Origin of the sequence: Microtetraspora niveoalba, from assembly GCF_001570405.1 — a bacterium.
In the GTDB taxonomy this organism is placed as follows: domain Bacteria; phylum Actinomycetota; class Actinomycetes; order Streptosporangiales; family Streptosporangiaceae; genus Microtetraspora; species Microtetraspora niveoalba.
Genome location: NZ_BBYM01000034.1, coordinates 44,930 through 61,747, shown reverse-complemented (window position 1 = coordinate 61,747; position 16,818 = coordinate 44,930). Strand labels below are relative to the sequence as shown.

The window sequence follows — 16,818 nt, the reverse complement described above, 5'->3', positions numbered from 1 at the left end:
CGGGGTTCCGGGTCAGCCGGACCGGCCGGTGACGCCCGAGCCGCTCAGCTTGTCCTCGATGCAGCGCTGGGTGGACGCCTGCGTGGGATGCGTCCTGACGTCGAAGCACTCGCCCATGTTCTTGGCCTGGAACCAGTTGTAGAACGCGACCCCGATGACCGCGGCGAGGACGAGCGTCAGGACACTCAGCACGATGCCGGTGACCGCGCGCCCCTTGCTCGCGCCCATCGCGAGCGCGACCACGCCGAGGACGGCGCCCACGATCGCGGTGAGCGCGCCGAGCCCGCAGAAGAACAACAGGACGATGCTGACGATGCCGAGCACCATCGCGGCCGTGCCCAGACCCTCGCCCCGCCTTCGCGGCGGCTGCTGGTAGTAGATCTGTCCGTCGTCGCGCCTGCCCGGCTCTCCCGGATAGACGGGCTGGTCGTCCGAAGGAGGCCGGCCGCCGGCCCCGCCGCGCGCCGGTGGCCGAGGCTCCCCGGGCGGTGTGCGGTCGCCGAAGTGCTCCTCCGGAGGCCGCGGGGTTTCGGGGAGGCGTTCGCCGTACTCGCCGGGGCGGCCCTGCGGCTCCTCCGGTCCCTCGGTTCCGGCGTCCTTGCCGATGACGCGCACGTAGTCGTCGTCGGCGCGTCCCCAGGCGGGCGCCTCGCCCCGGCCGCCCGCCTTGAGCACGTGCACGTGCCCGTCGGCGGGATGCTCCCCCTCCGGGCCCCTGCGGCTCACGCCCGCGTACGGGATCAGCCCGGCCGCGGCTCCCCCGTGAGCGGCCTGACCGCCCGCGGTTCCCCGGTCGGCGGCGCCTCCCGCCATGAGTTCCCCGGACGTGGACTCCCCTGTGGAGGCCCCCGCGCTCCACACGGGCCGGTCCGTCGTGCCTCGCCCGTCGTGGCCGCCCACCCGGGTCATCGGCCCGGTCGCCACCCCTGCGGAACCGAAATCCTCCGCCCCGCCTTCGTAGTCAGCGGAACCACCCGTTCCGAAGGCCCCCGTACCGCCGTCGGACGTACCGGCCGTTCCGAAGGCTCCCGTCCCGGCGCCGGACGGTCCCGACGTCCCTTGCGGCATGCCGCAGTGGCCGCAGACGCCCCCCTCCGCCCACGTGGACGGCGGCACGGCGGCCCCTTCGGGCCCGCTCGCCGGTCCAGGCGGGTACGGCGAGACGGACGGGGTCCATCCGGCCGGAGGTGTCGCCACGTCAGGCGGGTACACGGCCCCGGAATCACCGGCAGCGTCGGCCCCGCCGATCGGGAACCCGTGAGCGTCGAACCGCCTCTCCATGTACGCGTCGGCCCGGCCCTCCGCGTACTGCTCGCCCCGGGATTCCGTCCAGTGATCGGACCGGATGTCCATCCGGCCGTCGGACGCGCCGTCGATGCGTGGTTCAGGGCGGGCGTCCGCCGCGGCGTCGGACCAGGCGCCCGTCCCGGAGGCCGACTGCCAGTCGGTACGCGGGTCCGGCTGCGGGTCCCCGTATCGGGGCCCGGTCGCGGGTCCGGCGTACGGGTCGTTCCAGGCTCCCGAGGAGGAGGCGGGTGGCGGGTCGGCGTGCGCTCCCCCTTGCCGACCCGGCGGCCCGCCCTGGAACGGGATCTGCGGCGACGTCTGCGGGGCCGCCGGGAACTGCGGTGGCGGCTGAGGCGTCCCCTGCGCCGTACCCGGGGACGCCGGGGACTGAGGATGCGGCGAAGCCTGTGTCACATGGGGGGGCGGAACCTGGGGCGGGACGGCCGCGTCCGCGCCGCCCCCGGCGTTCATGCCCGGGGCGCCCTGTCCCGGCGCTCCGCCCGAGTCACGACCGGGGCCTTCTGGGCGCTGGGCGGGCCCGGACGCATAGGGAGTCCGGCTCGCCAGCGGGTCCTGGGCCGCCCACGCCTTGAGACTCTCCCAGGTGGTCTCGGGCTCGGCCCAGGACCGGTAGCCCGGATCGGTGGCGGCGAGATCGTCGGAGAACCCGCAGTCGGTCCACTCGCTGAAATCCGGCTCGCCCGTCTCCGCTCCCCCGCGTTCACGCCCACGTCCGTCGCGGACACCGGGGTCACTCGTGTCTCCGCCGTCTCCCAGGTGCGGGTCGGCCGCCGGCCGGTGGTCCGTACCCGCCGGATCGCCGCCGATTTCGCCGAAAGCTGACGAGCGGGTTTCCCCGGGCCGGGCCTGGTCCGGTTCCCGATATCCGGAGGGCTCCCACCAGGAGCCTTCGAGATCGGGCTCGTCCCAGGAGTTCACGGGAAGGACCAGTCGCTGCTCGTCCGGACGGGTCTCGTTGTCGGGCCGCTGGTCACGCGGGGGCTCCCACGCGTGCTTGTCAGGTGTCGTCACGGTCGCTCTCTCCCGGACCAGAGTTGGGCATGCCGGAGACCCAAGGCTCTCCGGAGGGCGCGGACGGACCCCGGAAGACACGGCAAAGCCGAGTCGATCGTTTCCTCGAGACTTTCCGTACCCGCGTGCGCGAGCAGGGAGAAGGCCGAAATAGACTCAAGCATGTGCTGAAAGGCGACGGCCGACTGAGCCATGACCTCGATTCCCTCGATCGCGCCCCCAAGGACGCCTGCGGCGTCTTCGGGGTGTGGGCTCCGGGGGAAGATGTCTCCAAACTCACCTATTACGGGCTGTACGCGCTGCAGCACCGCGGGCAGGAGTCCGCGGGCATCGCGGTCAGCGAGGGCAGCCGCATCCTGGTCTACAAGGACATGGGGCTGGTGTCCCAGGTCTTCGACGAGTCCATCCTCGGGACGCTCCGCGGACACGTCGCGATCGGGCACTGCCGCTACTCGACCACCGGTTCGAGCGTCTGGGAGAACGCGCAGCCCACGCTCAGCTCCACCGAACACGGCGGCCTCGCGCTCGCCCACAACGGCAACCTCATCAACACCGGCGAGCTCGCGCTGCGCCTCCCGTCGGACGCCATCCGCGCGACGACGGACACCGAGGTACTGACGGCGCTGCTGGCGCAGGACCGCTCGCAGTCCATCGAGGAGGCGGCGTCCGAGCTGCTTCCCCAGGTCAAGGGCGCGTACTCCCTGGTCTGGATGAACGAGACGACCCTGTTCGCCGCCCGGGACCCGCAGGGCATCAGGCCGCTCGTGCTCGGCCGGCTCGAACGCGGCTGGGTGGTCGCCTCCGAGACCGCGGCGCTCGACATCGTCGGCGCCTCCTTCATCCGTGAGATCGAGCCCGGCGAGCTGCTGACGATCGACGAGCGCGGGGTCCGGTCCCGCCGGTTCGCGGCGGCCCAGCCCAAGGGCTGCCTGTTCGAGTACGTCTACCTCGCCCGGCCCGACACGACGATCGCCGGTCGCGGCGTGCAGGCGACCCGGGTCGAGGTGGGCCGCCAGCTCGCCAGGGAGCACCCGGTCGACGCCGACCTCGTCATCCCGACGCCCGAGTCCGGGACTCCCGCCGCCATCGGCTACGCCGAGCAGAGCGGCATCCCGTACGGCCAGGGCCTGGTGAAGAACTCCTACGTCGGCCGGACGTTCATCCAGCCGTCGCAGACCATCCGCCAGCTCGGCATCCGCCTCAAGCTGAACCCGCTGCGCGAGGTCATCCAGGGCAAGCGGCTGATCGTGGTGGACGACTCGATCGTGCGCGGCAACACCCAGCGGGCCATCGTCAAGATGCTGCGCGAGGCCGGTGCCACGGAGGTCCACGTACGGATCTCCTCGCCGCCGGTCGCGTGGCCGTGCTTCTACGGCATCGACTTCGCCACCCGGGCGGAGCTGATCGCCGGGTCGCTGTCCGTGAACGAGATCCGCGCCTCGCTGGGCGCCGACTCCCTCGGTTACATCTCCCTTGAGGGGCTGACCCAGGCGACGACGATCCCCGCCGACCGGCTCTGCCGCGCCTGCTTCACCGGCGAGTACCCCATCGCGATCGACCAGGACAGGGTCGGCAAGTACGTCCTGGAAGGGCAACTGTGACGGGTCGCACGGGCGACCGGGCACGACCGACGAAGGGGAGCACATGACCAGCTACGCCGCCGCCGGTGTGGACATCGAGGCCGGTGACCGGGCCGTCGAGCTGATGAAGTCCCGGGTGGCGCGGTCCCGGCGCCCGGAGGTGGTGGACGACGCCAGCGGGTTCGCCGGGCTGTTCGACGCCTCGGCCTTCCTGCGCTACCGCCGTCCGCTGCTGGCGACCTCGACCGACGGCGTCGGCACCAAGGTCATGCTGGCGCAGCGGCTCGGCAAGCACGACACGATCGGCATCGACCTCGTCGGCATGGTCGTCGACGACCTCGTGGTGTGCGGCGCGGAGCCGCTCTTCATGACCGACTACATCGCGTGCGGCAAGGTGGTGCCCGAGCGCATCGCCGACATCGTGGGCGGCGTCGCGGAGGGGTGCCGGCTCGCGGGCTGCGCGCTCGTCGGCGGCGAGACGGCGGAGCACCCCGGCGCCATGGGCCCCGACGAGTACGACCTGGCTGGCGCCGGCACGGGGGTCGTCGAGGCGGACGAGCTGCTCGGACCGGACCGCGTACGGGCCGGCGACGTGGTGCTCGCCCTGGCCTCCAGCGGGGTCCACTCCAACGGATACTCCCTGGTCAGACATGTGATCAAGACCGCCGGGCTGGACCTTGAGCGCGAGCTTCCCGAGTTGTCGCGGACGCTGGGCGAGGAGCTGCTCGAACCCACCCGCATCTATTCGCTGGACTGCCTCGCGCTGATCCGCGAGGTGGAGGTGCACGCCTTCGCGCACATCACCGGCGGCGGCCTCGAGGCCAACCTGGCCCGGTCCCTGCCCGGCACGGTGGACGCCCTGCTGGACCGGGGCTCCTGGACCCCGCCCGCGATCTTCGAGGTGCTCGCCGGGCGCGGCGGCGTCCCGCAGCAGGAGATGGACCGGACGTTCAACCTCGGCGTGGGGATGTGCGCGGTCGTGCCGGCGGACCAGGCCGACCGGGCGCTCGCTCTGCTCACCGGCCGGGGCGTGCCCGCCTGGGTGCTCGGCGAGGTCGTGCCCGGTTCGGGTGTGGCCCGTTACCGCTGATCGAAGCCCGGTCGGCGACCCGCTCCGGCGGAGCGCCGACCGGCCTCGCCCGAGAACCGGCCGGGAGAACTCGCAGGATCATGGAATCCGGAGGCGGCGCGGGGTTCGGGCACACGCCAAAAGGCGCCCCGGCTGGGCCGGGGCGCCCGGTCGGACCCTCACAACACGATCGGATCCCGGACAACGCGAAGTCACCCGGCGTGGAAAGGCTCCTCGCCGGGTGTTGTCACTTCGACCGCTGTCAGGAACGGCTAACGGCGCCGGGACGAGTCCTTGCCGTCGCCCTCGTCATCGTCGACGGCATAATCGGCATACCGATCAGCCAGCTCGTCGTAAGGGTCATGCTCGTCACTGTGGCCGGAATCGCCCTCGTCCACGACTCCGAGCTCCGCGCGCAGACGCTCAAGATCAGTGCCGCCGCTGTTGTACTTCAGCTGGCGGGCGACCTTGACCTGCTTGGCCTTGGCTCGGCCGCGCCCCATTGGCTCGACCCCCTCATGCGGGGTCGCACCGGACCCCTCGTCGCTAACGCACCGCGCACTGGCGCCACCTGACTTTAGGCGCCAGTCTCTCGTTCGCCTATAACCGTACCTGTTTTGCGCGCCGCTCGGTACGCCGTATGGGCGTCGGCGGTCAGCGGCGGAGCCAGATGCCCCTAAGCCGCCCGACTTCCGACATTCTGCGCTCCGCGAGCCTATCCGCCGCGGTCGCCGGAGGGACCCCGTCGGCGGCGGCGAGGGCGAAGATTTTCGCGGTCGTGTCGAAGATCTGAGCGGCCCTTGCCCTGGCCCGCTCCATGTTGAACCCCTCGATCTCGTCGGCGACCTGGATGACTCCGCCGGAGTTCACCACGTAGTCAGGGGCGTACAGGATGCCGCGCTCCACCAGCAGCTTTCCGACGCCGGCGTCGGCGAGCTGGTTGTTGGCTCCGCCGCAGACGATCCGCGCCCTCAGGAGCGGGACGGTCGCCTCGTTCAGCGCGCCGCCCAGGGCGCACGGGGCGTAGACGTCGATGTCGGACGCGATCAGCGCGGCGTTGTCCGCGACGACGTCCACCGAGGGGTGGCGGCGCCGTACGAGATCGACGGCGTGCTCGTCGACGTCGCAGACCACGACCTCGGCGCCGTCCTCGATCAGGTGGTCGACGAGCCGCCGCCCGACCTTGCCGACCCCCTCGACGCCCACCCGCCTGCCGCGCAGCGTGGGCGTGCCGAACGTGTGGTCCGCCGCGGCCCGCATGCCCTGGAAGACGCCGAAGGCGGTGAGGATCGAGGAGTCTCCGGCGCCGCCGTGCGCCGGGGTGCGCCCCGTCACGTACGACGACTCGCGGGCGACGACGTCCATGTCCTCGCTGTAGGTGCCGACGTCGCACGCGGTGTAGTAGCGCCCGCCGAGCGACTCGACGAACCGTCCGTATGCCCGCAGGAGCGCCTCGGACTTGTCCGCCGACGGGTCGCCGATGATCACGGCCTTGCCGCCGCCGAGGTCGAGCCCCGCGAGGGCGTTCTTGTACGCCATGGCGCGCGAGAGGTTGAGCACGTCGGCCAGCGCCGCCTGCTCGCTCTCGTACGGATAGAACCGGGTGCCGCCGAGCGCGGGCCCGAGGGCCGTGCTGTAGACGGCGATGATCGCGTAGAGGCCGCTGCGCTCGTCGGAGCAGAACACGACCTGCTCGTGCCGGGGGCCTCGCCTCGTGGGGGAACCGATGGGGGAATCCGTCGCGGACGCGTTCCGCTCCGCTCCGGTCGTGACGCTGATGGGCCCGCTGTCCTTGTGGGAGAGCCCGAAGACGTCGATCACGGTGGTGACTCCTGACCGCTTCTGTCCGCCGCTCCGTCACGGCGGATCCGCCGGCCCGCCGCGGGAGGTCCGCCGTCGCGCCGGGTAGGGCGACGTCGGGTGCGCGGACGGGCCGTCCACAGCCTAACCGGGTCACCACCGTCGGATCATGGAAAGTGAGACGGCCCTCCCCAGCGTCCCCGGCCTCGTGGCACGATTCTGGTGTGCTGCCCTATGCCGCCTACCTCCGCGTCTATGAGCCGCTGGCCGCCTTCTCCCCCCGGGATCAGAGGATCTGGGCCGCGTACGCCGAGTCCCGTGATCGTCCGCGGCGGGCCGGTGCGCTGGAGGTGGAGCACGGCGAGGCGGTACGCAGGATCCTCGGCGTCCCCCCGGCTCCCGCGCCGGAGCGGGAGAGTTCCAACGCCTACCTGCGCCGGGTGGAGGACGTGCTCTACGTCTGCCCGTGGCAGAGCAGGCTGAGGTCCTGGCTGGCGTTCGCCTCGTTCCGCGGCGGCACCCCGGTGAAGCTGGCGGACCGTTTCGTGCCGCAGGCGGTCGCCGAGCGGACGGCCGACGACTTCGACCGCCACAAGCGTTCGGGCACGTCGTTGCGCACGCACATCAGGTCGAGCACCTGGCATGTGCCGACGTCGTGGTTCGCGCCCTTCGACTCGACGGAGCGGTGGCTCGTGCTGGGCGGGGAGCCCGCGGAGGGCGCCGACCAACCCGCGCAGGCCGTGGCCGCCCCCGCGCGCACCATGCTGTACGTCACCTCGATGGCGCAGGCGCGCAGGCGGGTGGCCAAGGCGCTCGGGGTGATCAGGAAGCACGCGCCGGACACCGCCGCGTACGCCGATTTCGAGGACGTCGGCAGGTGGCTCGAGGAGTTCCACCCCCACTCGCTGGTGGAGCTCGACTACGGCGGGCTGGTCCATCTCATGGACGACGAGACGCTGGAGGCCGACCAGTCGGTGGCCGAGCTGGCCGCCGCGCTCACCGGTTTGGACAACGGTCAGGAAGAACTTGCCTTCGCGATGTACCAGCGTGTGGTGCTTCGGTGGAGGTCGATCCAGGCACTGCAGTCTGCCAACTAAAGCCCATATCGCACCCACCGACCTGCACTATTGGGTCATGGGATGTTCGATCTCAGATCTGCGAACTGAGTAGTTTGCCGTTTTCACTGCGATACCACGAAGCGTGTCGCTAGAATCACCGAGCGTGACATCACCACGTGGTCGTGGCGTTGCTCCCAGAGGGCTCGCCAATCGCGTTACGTGGCTGTATGGTCACATCGGGTGATACCGAAAATGATCCATGAAACCGCACTTATGGATCATTGGGGGACATCCGTGACAAGCGCCAGGATAAGTCGCAGGATCGCTGTCGCCGGTCCACACGGAGGAGAGGCCGCACACATGTCAGCTCGTACACCCGAGGCCGAGCCACTGCTCACCCCGGCGGAGGTCGCCACCATGTTCCGCGTCGACCCCAAGACCGTCACTCGGTGGGCGAAGGCGGGCAAGTTGACATCCATCCGCACCCTCGGCGGTCACCGCCGTTACCGGGAGACCGAGGTCCGCGCGCTGCTGGCGGGGATTCCGCAGCAGCGCACCGAGTAGGGTCCGGGCGTCGTCCGCCGATCGAGGGGGAGTCGTCCACCAGTCGAGGGGGAGACGGCGCGCTCGCGTCAGCAACGTCATCGATGTGAGCGCGTCCATCGCGGCACCGCACGCCCGTGGCCGATACGGGCCGCGGGAGGTGCCGTACCGGCGCCGCCCTCCCGGCGCCACCGTCCCCGAGCGCCCCTTTCGCGGGATCTCTAGGACGCCGGCTCGGCCGTGACGATCCCCCGAACACGGTGGTCGTGCCGCCCGGCGACCTCAAGCAGCGCGACCATCTGGTCGACCAGCAGGCGTTCCAGTTCGGACCGCTCCATGTCGCGGTGCTCCAGCCAGTCGAGTCCCGCGGTCTCCACCGAGGCGATCCACGATCTGAGCGCGACCCGCAGCACCGGTCCGGGATCGGCGATCCGCATCTCGTCGGTGATCAGCCGGAGCAGGCGCCGCCGTACGCCCTCCACGATCTCGCCGACCTCGCCGGCCCTGTTGGCCGGGCCTCCCTTCAGCAGCGCCGCGAACCCGGCGGCGTGCTCCTCGACGAAGTCGAAATATCGCGTGAGCGCCTGGGCCAGCCGTTCCACGGGACGTCCGGCGTCCTCCGGGCGGAGCCGGGCCTCCAGTTCCTCGGCCGCGCTGCGCAACGACGCGACGTAGAGCTCCTGCTTGCCACCGAAGTAGTGGTAGACGAGCGCCCGCGAGGCCCCGGCCGCCGTGGCGACGTCGTCGATCGAGACGTCCTCGGCGTCGCGCCTGCCGAACAGCTCCAGCGCGGCGGTGATCAGCTCTTCGCGCCGCCGATCGACGCTGAGCCGGCGGCGTACCGGTCGCGCGGCCGGCCTGTCCGGGATCTTCTGATCGCTTTTCGCCCGGGATATCGCGCCCACACTCCGCAGACTAGCGGAGCACGGCCAGGATGATCACTCGATTTGATCATGCGCGGCGGATCGCCCGTCCCCCTTGCCGGGAAAGCGGGAAATGCGCGTTACGGAGAGAAACCCGTACCCTTACGGCTTCTCGATCGTTTGGTCAGACAGGTGCACGTCCGCGCATCGTGGGGAGAACCATGTCAGGACCGTCCATACAGACCACCGCCCGGCACGCCATCGTGTCCGTACCAGACGCGGGTCTGCCCGATGGCTTCAGCCCGCGGCCACGGCCGACGATCCGAAACGTGGCCGAGCGTGCCGGCGTCTCGAAGTCGCTGGTCTCGCTCGTGCTCCGGGGATCGCCGCACGTGAGCGAACACCGCAGGGAGGCGGTGCTGCAGGCCGCCAGGGAGCTGGGCTACCGCCCGAACGCGGTGGCGCGCAGCCTGGTCGAGGGCCGCACCCACCTGGTGGGCGCGCTGGTCGCCGACCTGCACAACCCGTTCTACGCCGAGTTCCTCGACGGCCTGCAGGAGAGCCTGCACGGCGACGGCCTGCGGCTGCTGATCGGCAGCGGGCGCTGGGACCCCGCGTTCGAGGACGAGGCCGTGGAGGCGTTCCTCGAACTCCGGGTGGACGGCCTGGTCCTGCTGGGCGTCGCCCCGTCCAGCCACACCCTCGCCGAGGCCGCCGCCTACACGCCGACCGTGGTGGTGGGCGAGCGCGACGTCGAGCTCGACGGCGTGGACATCGTGGTGGACGACGACCAGCTCGGCGCCCGGCTCGCGGTCGACCACCTGGTCGAGCTCGGCCACCGCCGCATCGCGCACATCGAGGGCACACCGTCGTCGGCGGCCAGGTGCCGGTGCGAGGGCTACCTGGTGGCGATGCGCCGCCACGCGCTCGCGCCGTACATCATGGTGGAGCACGGCGACTTCACCGAGGAGGGCGGACGCCGGGCCGCCAGGGCGCTGCTCGAACGGCAGCCGAGGCCGACCGCGATCTTCGCGGCCAACGACATCGTCGCCATGGGCGTGCTCACGGCCGCCAGCGAGCTGGGGCTGCGCGTGCCCGAGGACCTGTCCGTCGTCGGCTACGACAACACGCATCTGGCCGCGGTCAGCCACGTGTCGCTGACCAGCGTCGACCAGCCGCGCCGGGCGATGGGCCGCTCCGCGGCCGCGCTGCTCAGCGAGCGCATCACCGAGCCGGGGAAGGTCGGCCGGCTGCGCGAGGTCACGCCCCAGATCGTCGTACGGCACAGCACCGGGGCCGCTCCAAGCGATGACCAAAGCTAGGTCAACCTGCGCGGCGTCCGGATGCCGAGGGTGTTGACTCTGGGCAAGACGCCGTCCCCCGGCGGGTCGCTCGGTGGGCGGCCACAGCGACTACGGGGGGATTCATGCGTGATCCGGAACTGGTCTCCTGCGCGCAGCGGGCCGCCGCCGAACTGGAGCGGGCCTGGGCGCACTGGCTGGAGACGCGAGGGCGGCCGGCGGCGAGTCCGTGGCCAGTTACGTCGCCCATTCGATCGATCATCCGTGGGGGCGGCCCCGCGTGGTCCTCGGGCTGGACGCGGAGGACGCCCGCGAGCTGGCCGCCCTCCTGGAGAAGCAGGAGGTCGCCGAACCCGCCTGGTGACTCCTTTCACGGCATATCACCGACATAACGGTCTGATCACGCCGACGCTCGCGTAAGTTGGTGAGCTGACTTCTGCGAAGGGATCCGAGCGTGATCAGACGACCACTCATCGCCACGATTCTGGCCTGCAGCGGGCTGGGAGTCGCCGCGTGCGGTGGCGCGGGCCAGGCCACCGATGTCCGAGCGGCCACCGGGCGGGTCGCCGCCGACGCGGCCCCCGGCGAGGGGCAGAGCCGTACGGCCGCGATCGGCGCGGGGAAGGTCTCCGAGCGGGCGGACGGGGCGCCGTCCAGCCATGCGGATAAGCCGCTCGCGGGCAAGGTCATCGTGATCGATCCCGGCCACAACGGCGGCAACTACAAGCATCCCGAGATCATCAACAAACCGGTGAACGTCCTCACCAAGCGCAAGCCGTGCGACACGACCGGCACCGCGACCAACGACGGGTACAGCGAGGCGGCCTTCACCTGGGACGTCTCGACCCGGCTGGCCAAGCTGCTGCGGGCTGAGGGCGCGACGGTCAAGCTCACCCGAAAGAACAACACGAGCGTCGGGCCGTGCATCACGCAGCGGGCGGCGATCGGCAACAACGCGGAGGCCGACGCCGCGATCTCGATCCACGGCGACGGGGCCCCCGCGAGCGGGCACGGCTTCCACATCATCATGCCGAAGAAGATCAACGGCCCGGTCGACCCGGTGGTGAACGACTCGCGCAAGCTGGGCATCGCGGTCCGGAACGCCTTCCACTCGGGGACCGGCCAGCCGTACTCGACGTACATCGGGAAGAACGCGCTGGACTTCAGGAGCGACCTCGGCGGGCTGAACCTCTCGTCCGTTCCCAAGGTCTTCATCGAGGTCGGGAACATGCGCAACTCGGGCGACGCGGCCAAGATGAAGAGCCCGCAGTTCCGCCAGAAGGCGGCTGCCGCCCTGGCCAAGGGGATCACGAACTACGTGTCCTGAGCCGGTCACTCCCGGCCCATGGGCGAGGCGTGCGTGATTTGGCATGATTCAGCCATGGATCACCTCCTTCCTCGCCCACGGCTGGCCGAGGCCGCGCCGGGATCGTTCGCCTTCACGCCCGGGACCGCCGTGTCGGGTCCCGCCGACCTGGTCGACGCCGTACGGCTCGCGCTCGCCGTCCTGGACCTCGGGCGCGGGGACGCGTCCGCGCGGGTGCGGGTGACCCTGGACCCGGGCCTGGGGGCCGAGGCGTACACGCTCACGATCGCGGCGGACGAGGTGCTGATCGCGGCCGGGGACACGGCGGGCGCGTTCTACGCGGGGCAGACCCTCCGGCAACTGCTCCCGGTGGAGGCGTTCCGATCGGTCGCGCTCCCGGGGACCGAGTGGCGGGTGCCCTGCGGGCGGATCGAGGACTCCCCCGCGTTCTCCTGGCGCGGCGCGCATCTCGACGTGTCCCGGAACTTCCTGCCCAAGCGGGAGGTGCTGCGGATGATCGACCTGCTCGCCCTGCACAAGCTGAACCGGCTCCACCTGCACCTGGCCGACGACCAGGGATGGCGGCTGGAGAGCAGGGCGTACCCGCTGCTGCACGAGGTCGGCTCGCACCGGACCCAGACGGTCACGAGCTACTACCACGAGGAGCCGACCTACGACGGGGTGCCGCACGGCGGCTACTACACGCTGCGCGACCTCGCCGAGATCGGCGCGTACGCGCGGGCCAGGGCGGTCACCGTCGTCCCCGAGGTCGACGTGCCCGGCCACGCCTCGGCGATCCTCGCGGCGTACCCGTCGCTGGGGGCGATCCCCGGCGAGCGGCACCGGGTGCTGGACCGCTGGGGCATCTCGCCCGCGATCCTCTCGCCGCTGCCGGGCACCGTGGACTTCCTGGCCGCCGTCTTCGACGAGATCATCGGCGCGCTCGGCGACGTGCCGTACCTGCACATCGGCGGGGACGAATGCGTGCTGGACGCCTGGGAGGCGTCCGCCGAGATCAGCGCGTACCGGGCGGAGCTGGGCCTGGAGTCGCCGGCCGACCTGCACGCCTGGTTCCTGCGTCGGCTGGCCGACCTGCTCGCCGAGCGCGGCGTCCGCGCGGTCGTCTGGGACGAGGCGTTCGTGAGCGGCATGCTGCGCGAGGACACGCTGGTCATGCCGTGGCGGGGCGCCGCCGTGGGCAGGCGGGCGGCGGCCGCCGGGCACGAGGTGATCGCGACCCCGGTGTTCCCGCTGTACTTCGACTACGGCGAGGCGGCGTCGGCCGAGGAGCCGCTGGCGATCGGCGAGACCATCACCGTCGGGGACGTGGCGGCGTTCGAGCCCGCCCCCGCGACGTGGGAGGACGGGGAGCGCGCCCGGGTCGCCGGTCTGCAGTTCCAGCTCTGGAGCGAGCGCATCCCGGACGGCCGGACGCTGGACTACCGCGCCTGGCCGCGTGGCTGCGCCGCCGCCGAGGTCGGCTGGACGGGAGGCCCCGCGCCGGCGTCGTTCCCCGACCGGCTCGCCCGCCATCTCGACCGGCTGGACGCGTTCGGCGTGGAGTACCGCCCGGTCGAGGGGCCGCGGCCGTGGCAGCGCGGCGGCGGGGCGCGGCGGCACCGGCCGGGTGTCATCGACGTCCAGGACGTGATGCTGCACCTGGACGAGATGACCCTGACGGCGGACTCCACCCGCCCCAGCATGTGACGGGTCTCGCCGGGCCGGCGCGTGTGGTCCGCCGCTCGTCGCCTCAGGAGAGGGTGACGACCGGCGGGCCCGGCGGTCAGCCGCCGACGCGGTTCGCCGCCCCGACGACCTCGGAGATCGAACGGTAGCCGTGCCGTCGCAGCCGCCGGGAGAGCCCGCGGTGGATGCGCGCGGCCCACAGCGGACCCGCGTAGATCATGCCGGTGTATCCCTGGACGAGGGTGGCACCGGCGAGGATGCGCTCCCACACGTCGTCGAGGTCCTCGACGCCGCCCACGGAGACCAGGGTCAGCCGGTCGCCCACGCGGGCGTGCAGCCGGCGCAGCACCTCAAGCGACCGGGCCTTGAGCGGGCGGCCGGACAGCCCGCCCGCCTCGCCGCTGACGACGCCGGGCCGTCCGATGGTGGTGTTGGTGGCGATGATGCCGGAAAGGCCCAGCTCGACCGCCAGGTCGGCGACGGCGTCCACGTCCTCGTCCGCCAGGTCGGGCGCGATCTTCACCAGCAGAGGGGTGCGGCCCGCGACGCTCTTGACGCTCTCCAGGAGCGGGCGGAGCAGTTCCACGGCCTGCAGGTTGCGCAGACCCGGGGTGTTGGGCGAGCTGACGTTGACGACCAGGTAGTCCGCGAGCGGCGCGAGTTCCTTCGCGCTGGCCATGTAGTCCTCGGCGGCCCGTTCCTCGGGCACCACCTTGGTCTTGCCGATGTTCACGCCGACGACGGCGGGAATCGAGCGGGGACGGCGCAGCCGGGCGGCGGCGGCGCGGGCTCCCGCGTTGTTGAACCCCATCCTGTTGATGATCGCGTGGTCGCGGGTCAGCCGGAACAGGCGGGGACGGGGGTTCCCCGGCTGGGGCCGCGCGGTGATGGTCCCGACCTCGACGTGGCTGAATCCGAAGGCGGCGAGCGCCTCGAAGCACTCGGCGTTCTTGTCGAACCCGGCGGCCAGGCCGAAGGGGCCGGGGAAGTGCACTCCGAAGGCGCGTACGCGGAGCGCCTCGTCACGGGGGGCCAGCCGCCGGTGCAGCACCCGCTTGGCGACCGGGAGGACCGCCAGCAGGCGGAGCGCCCTGATCGTCAGATGGTGGACGTCCTCCGCGTCGAGGCGGCTCAGGACCAGCGTGAACACGAATCGATACATCACCGGTCAGAGTAGCGGTTCACCGCCGCCCACCTGCTCACCGGGCGGTCCGTCGCCTGCCCGGCGCGGCGTCGCGGGAGCGCCGCAGAGCTCGTCGCCCGGGCGGTGAGCCCGGGGCGACGAGTGTCGAGCGGAGCCGGTGCCTCGGGGGGCCCGGGGCCACCGGCTCTAGGACGTGTTCCGTGGATCTTCACCGCGCCGTGGACCGGCCGGACGGATGCCTCGCGAGGCGGAGACGAAGGTCGGAGTGAGCCTCCGGCCGACGATCCCGGCCCGCGGAAACTCCGAGGGTGCGAGGAGTTTTCGCGGGTGGGGCGACAACACCGCGAGGGCCCGTCCGGAAGACCGCGGCAGACGGGAAGACCCGAGGAATACGACCTAGCCCACCTTCTTGCCTTCCGGGCTCACCGCGAACCACTCGGCGCCGAAGTCCTTGAGCTTCTGCCCCTTGGTGTCGCCGGGCTTCTCGTCCTTGACGAAGTAGTACAGCGGGTGGTTGTTGTAGGTCACCTGCATCTTGCCGTCGGGGCGCTTGTGCGTGCTGAGCAGGTTCGCCTTGACGCCCTCGCCCGCCTCGGGCTTGCCCTCGGAGACGACCGGAGGCCACGCCTCCGCGCAGGCGTCCGTGCAGGACGACTTGCCGTTCTTGTCCTTCTCGAAGAGGTAGACCGTGCGCTGGTTCGTGCCGACGAGGATCTTGCCGATGCCCGAGGTCATGACCGCGAGCTTGGCGGGGCCGGTCTCGGCCGGCATCGGCGTCATCATCTCGGAGGGAGACATCATGCCGGGGGACGTCTCCTCCCCGGCGACGGGGCTGGCTCCGCTGGTGTCGGTGCCGGCGCCGCAGCCGGTCGCCAGAACGCCGAGCGCGAGCGCACCGACGTACAGCAGTTTCTTCATGTTCGGCCTCCAAGGCAGTAGGCGAATACGGCTATCTAGGAGACACGCCGCGGGGCCTTTCCACCGGCGAGACACGAAGTACAGAGAGATGCCTTTACAAGTCTTTTGAATTGCGGCACGCGGCCATTCCGAAAGGTGTTCCGAATCCGCGACGCTTGGCCGTACAGGACGGAAATATCGGGCAGATCACATTTCCGGGGCCCACGGCGAGGGCGGGGGCGGCGGCGCCATCGGAAACGACCGGCCCGGGGGCGGGAACGGCGGAGCGCGGGGGCCGCGCCGAGCCCCCTCGGCGAAGCCCGGGAAACCGCCCTTCTCCCGAAATGTAACGATAGGGGCTGTATCGCGGCATACGCCGTGCCGATCGGCTAGCGTTCGTCGTTACGGCGAACCACAGCGGACGGGACAGATGAGCACGGAACAGGCACCGCCGGGAGTCGACCCCACCATTCCGAGCGTGGCGCGGATCTATGACTATCTCCTCGGCGGAAAGGACAACTTCGCCGCCGACCGGGCCGCGGCCGAGAAGGTCATCGCGCTCACCCCGAACGTGCGGGAGGGAGTCCAAGCCAACCGGCGTTTCCTGAGCCGGGCCGTGGAGTTCCTGGCCGGGACCGGCATCCGCCAGTTCCTGGACATCGGCGCCGGACTGCCCACCCAGGAGAACGTGCACCAGGTGGCGCTGCGCGCGGCCCCGGAATCCCGCGTCGTGTACGTCGACAACGACCCCATCGTGCTCGCGCACGGGCGGGCTCTGCTCGCGGACAACCCCTCGACCATCGTCGTGGACGGCGACCTGCGGGACCCCGCGGCCATCCTCGACGACCCACGCGTCACGGGGCATCTCGACCTCAACCGGCCGGTCGGACTGCTCATGCTGGCCGTGCTGCACTTCATCCCCGAGGACGACCTCGCCGAGCGGGTGGTCGGGACGCTGCGCGCCCGCCTCGCCCCCGGCAGCGCCATGGTGATCAGTCACCTGTCGTACGGAGACCTGGACGAGGACGCGCTGCGTGAGGGCCGCGAGCTGTACGCGCGGACCTCGGCCGGTAACGCCACCCCCAGGACGAGGACGCAGATCCTGCGGTTCTTCGACGGCTTCGAGCTGGTGGAGCCCGGCCTGGTCTCGACCGGCGACTGGCGTCCCGAGGCGGGCGAGCCCGACCTGCCCAAGCTCCCCGGCGTCGACGGGTACAGCGGGGTCGGTCTGCTCCCGTAGTGCGCCGATACT

At 71.4% G+C, this 16,818-nt stretch carries 15 protein-coding genes; 9 read left to right on the top strand and 6 right to left on the bottom strand.

From position 1 onward, the window contains the following. Positions 1–12 precede the first annotated feature (12 nt). Complete coding sequence (locus tag AWQ70_RS39370; protein WP_067183065.1) at positions 13–2,319, bottom strand: DUF4190 domain-containing protein; 2,307 nt, start codon at positions 2,317–2,319, stop codon at positions 13–15. 164 nt (positions 2,320–2,483) lie between these two features. On the opposite strand from AWQ70_RS39370, the gene purF reads away from it, so the two are divergent. Next, positions 2,484–3,920 (top strand): amidophosphoribosyltransferase, encoded by a 1,437-nt coding sequence (gene purF / locus AWQ70_RS29385; protein ID WP_067183064.1) that lies wholly within the window; start codon positions 2,484–2,486, stop codon positions 3,918–3,920. 43 nt (positions 3,921–3,963) lie between these two features. Further along, positions 3,964–4,989: a phosphoribosylformylglycinamidine cyclo-ligase gene (purM, locus tag AWQ70_RS29380; protein ID WP_067183059.1), complete on the top strand. Its 1,026-nt coding sequence runs from the start codon at positions 3,964–3,966 to the stop codon at positions 4,987–4,989. Between the two features lie 251 nt (positions 4,990–5,240). On the opposite strand, the gene AWQ70_RS38105 is transcribed toward purM, so the two are convergent. Then, positions 5,241–5,471 (bottom strand): DUF3073 domain-containing protein, encoded by a 231-nt coding sequence (locus tag AWQ70_RS38105; RefSeq protein WP_084517936.1) that lies wholly within the window; start codon positions 5,469–5,471, stop codon positions 5,241–5,243. A gap of 151 nt (positions 5,472–5,622) precedes the next feature. Next, on the bottom strand, positions 5,623–6,789 hold the full coding sequence (locus tag AWQ70_RS29370; protein WP_218004707.1) for a Leu/Phe/Val dehydrogenase: 1,167 nt from the start codon (positions 6,787–6,789) through the stop codon (positions 5,623–5,625). Between the two features lie 203 nt (positions 6,790–6,992). Between AWQ70_RS29370 and AWQ70_RS29365 the strand changes: the two genes are divergently transcribed. Then, positions 6,993–7,865, top strand: a complete 873-nt coding sequence (locus AWQ70_RS29365; protein ID WP_067183054.1) for a DUF8083 family protein — start codon at positions 6,993–6,995, stop codon at positions 7,863–7,865. Between the two features lie 321 nt (positions 7,866–8,186). Further along, positions 8,187–8,390, top strand: coding sequence for a developmental transcriptional regulator BldC (gene bldC, locus AWQ70_RS29360; protein ID WP_012895355.1), 204 nt, complete (start codon positions 8,187–8,189; stop codon positions 8,388–8,390). A gap of 200 nt (positions 8,391–8,590) precedes the next feature. Here bldC and AWQ70_RS29355 read toward each other — a convergent pair whose 3' ends face one another. Beyond that, positions 8,591–9,274, bottom strand: a complete 684-nt coding sequence (locus tag AWQ70_RS29355; RefSeq protein ID WP_245647201.1) for a TetR/AcrR family transcriptional regulator — start codon at positions 9,272–9,274, stop codon at positions 8,591–8,593. A gap of 179 nt (positions 9,275–9,453) precedes the next feature. On the opposite strand from AWQ70_RS29355, the gene AWQ70_RS29350 reads away from it, so the two are divergent. The 4 genes from AWQ70_RS29350 (at position 9,454) to AWQ70_RS29335 (ending at position 13,546) form a co-directional block, all read left to right on the top strand. Further along, positions 9,454–10,554 (top strand): LacI family DNA-binding transcriptional regulator, encoded by a 1,101-nt coding sequence (locus AWQ70_RS29350; RefSeq protein ID WP_084517935.1) that lies wholly within the window; start codon positions 9,454–9,456, stop codon positions 10,552–10,554. Positions 10,555–10,762: 208 nt separating this feature from the next. Next, entirely contained in the window at positions 10,763–10,897 is a 135-nt protein-coding gene (locus AWQ70_RS42140; protein ID WP_281197129.1) for a hypothetical protein, read from the top strand. Between the two features lie 90 nt (positions 10,898–10,987). Beyond that, a complete protein-coding gene (locus AWQ70_RS29340) occupies positions 10,988–11,860 on the top strand; it encodes an N-acetylmuramoyl-L-alanine amidase (RefSeq protein WP_067183051.1) in 873 nt (290 codons plus the stop codon). Positions 11,861–11,914: 54 nt separating this feature from the next. Continuing rightward, on the top strand, positions 11,915–13,546 hold the full coding sequence (locus AWQ70_RS29335) for a beta-N-acetylhexosaminidase (protein WP_067183048.1): 1,632 nt from the start codon (positions 11,915–11,917) through the stop codon (positions 13,544–13,546). Between the two features lie 76 nt (positions 13,547–13,622). Here AWQ70_RS29335 and AWQ70_RS29330 read toward each other — a convergent pair whose 3' ends face one another. Both AWQ70_RS29330 and AWQ70_RS40685 read right to left on the bottom strand, forming a co-directional pair. Continuing rightward, a complete protein-coding gene (locus AWQ70_RS29330; RefSeq protein WP_067183045.1) occupies positions 13,623–14,687 on the bottom strand; it encodes a quinone-dependent dihydroorotate dehydrogenase in 1,065 nt (354 codons plus the stop codon). Positions 14,688–15,065: 378 nt separating this feature from the next. Continuing rightward, positions 15,066–15,587 carry a COG4315 family predicted lipoprotein gene (locus AWQ70_RS40685; RefSeq protein ID WP_067183042.1) on the bottom strand — a complete coding sequence of 174 codons (522 nt, stop codon included), beginning with the start codon at positions 15,585–15,587 and terminating at the stop codon, positions 15,066–15,068. A 409-nt stretch (positions 15,588–15,996) separates the two neighbouring features. Between AWQ70_RS40685 and AWQ70_RS29320 the strand changes: the two genes are divergently transcribed. Beyond that, positions 15,997–16,806 carry an SAM-dependent methyltransferase gene (locus AWQ70_RS29320; RefSeq protein ID WP_067183038.1) on the top strand — a complete coding sequence of 270 codons (810 nt, stop codon included), beginning with the start codon at positions 15,997–15,999 and terminating at the stop codon, positions 16,804–16,806. Positions 16,807–16,818: the final 12 nt, after the last annotated feature.

What these genes read in the sequence shown, in the direction of transcription:
- purM (WP_067183059.1), top strand. Translation starts at nt 3,964, where the DNA reads ATGACCAGCTACGCCGCCGCCGGTGTGGACATCGAGGCCGGTGACCGG.
- AWQ70_RS38105 (WP_084517936.1), bottom strand. Translation starts at nt 5,471, where the DNA reads ATGGGGCGCGGCCGAGCCAAGGCCAAGCAGGTCAAGGTCGCCCGCCAG.
- bldC (WP_012895355.1), top strand. Translation starts at nt 8,187, where the DNA reads ATGTCAGCTCGTACACCCGAGGCCGAGCCACTGCTCACCCCGGCGGAG.
- AWQ70_RS29350 (WP_084517935.1), top strand. Translation starts at nt 9,454, where the DNA reads ATGTCAGGACCGTCCATACAGACCACCGCCCGGCACGCCATCGTGTCC.
- AWQ70_RS29335 (WP_067183048.1), top strand. Translation starts at nt 11,915, where the DNA reads ATGGATCACCTCCTTCCTCGCCCACGGCTGGCCGAGGCCGCGCCGGGA.
- AWQ70_RS29330 (WP_067183045.1), bottom strand. Translation starts at nt 14,687, where the DNA reads ATGTATCGATTCGTGTTCACGCTGGTCCTGAGCCGCCTCGACGCGGAG.
- AWQ70_RS40685 (WP_067183042.1), bottom strand. Translation starts at nt 15,587, where the DNA reads ATGAAGAAACTGCTGTACGTCGGTGCGCTCGCGCTCGGCGTTCTGGCG.
- AWQ70_RS29320 (WP_067183038.1), top strand. Translation starts at nt 15,997, where the DNA reads ATGAGCACGGAACAGGCACCGCCGGGAGTCGACCCCACCATTCCGAGC.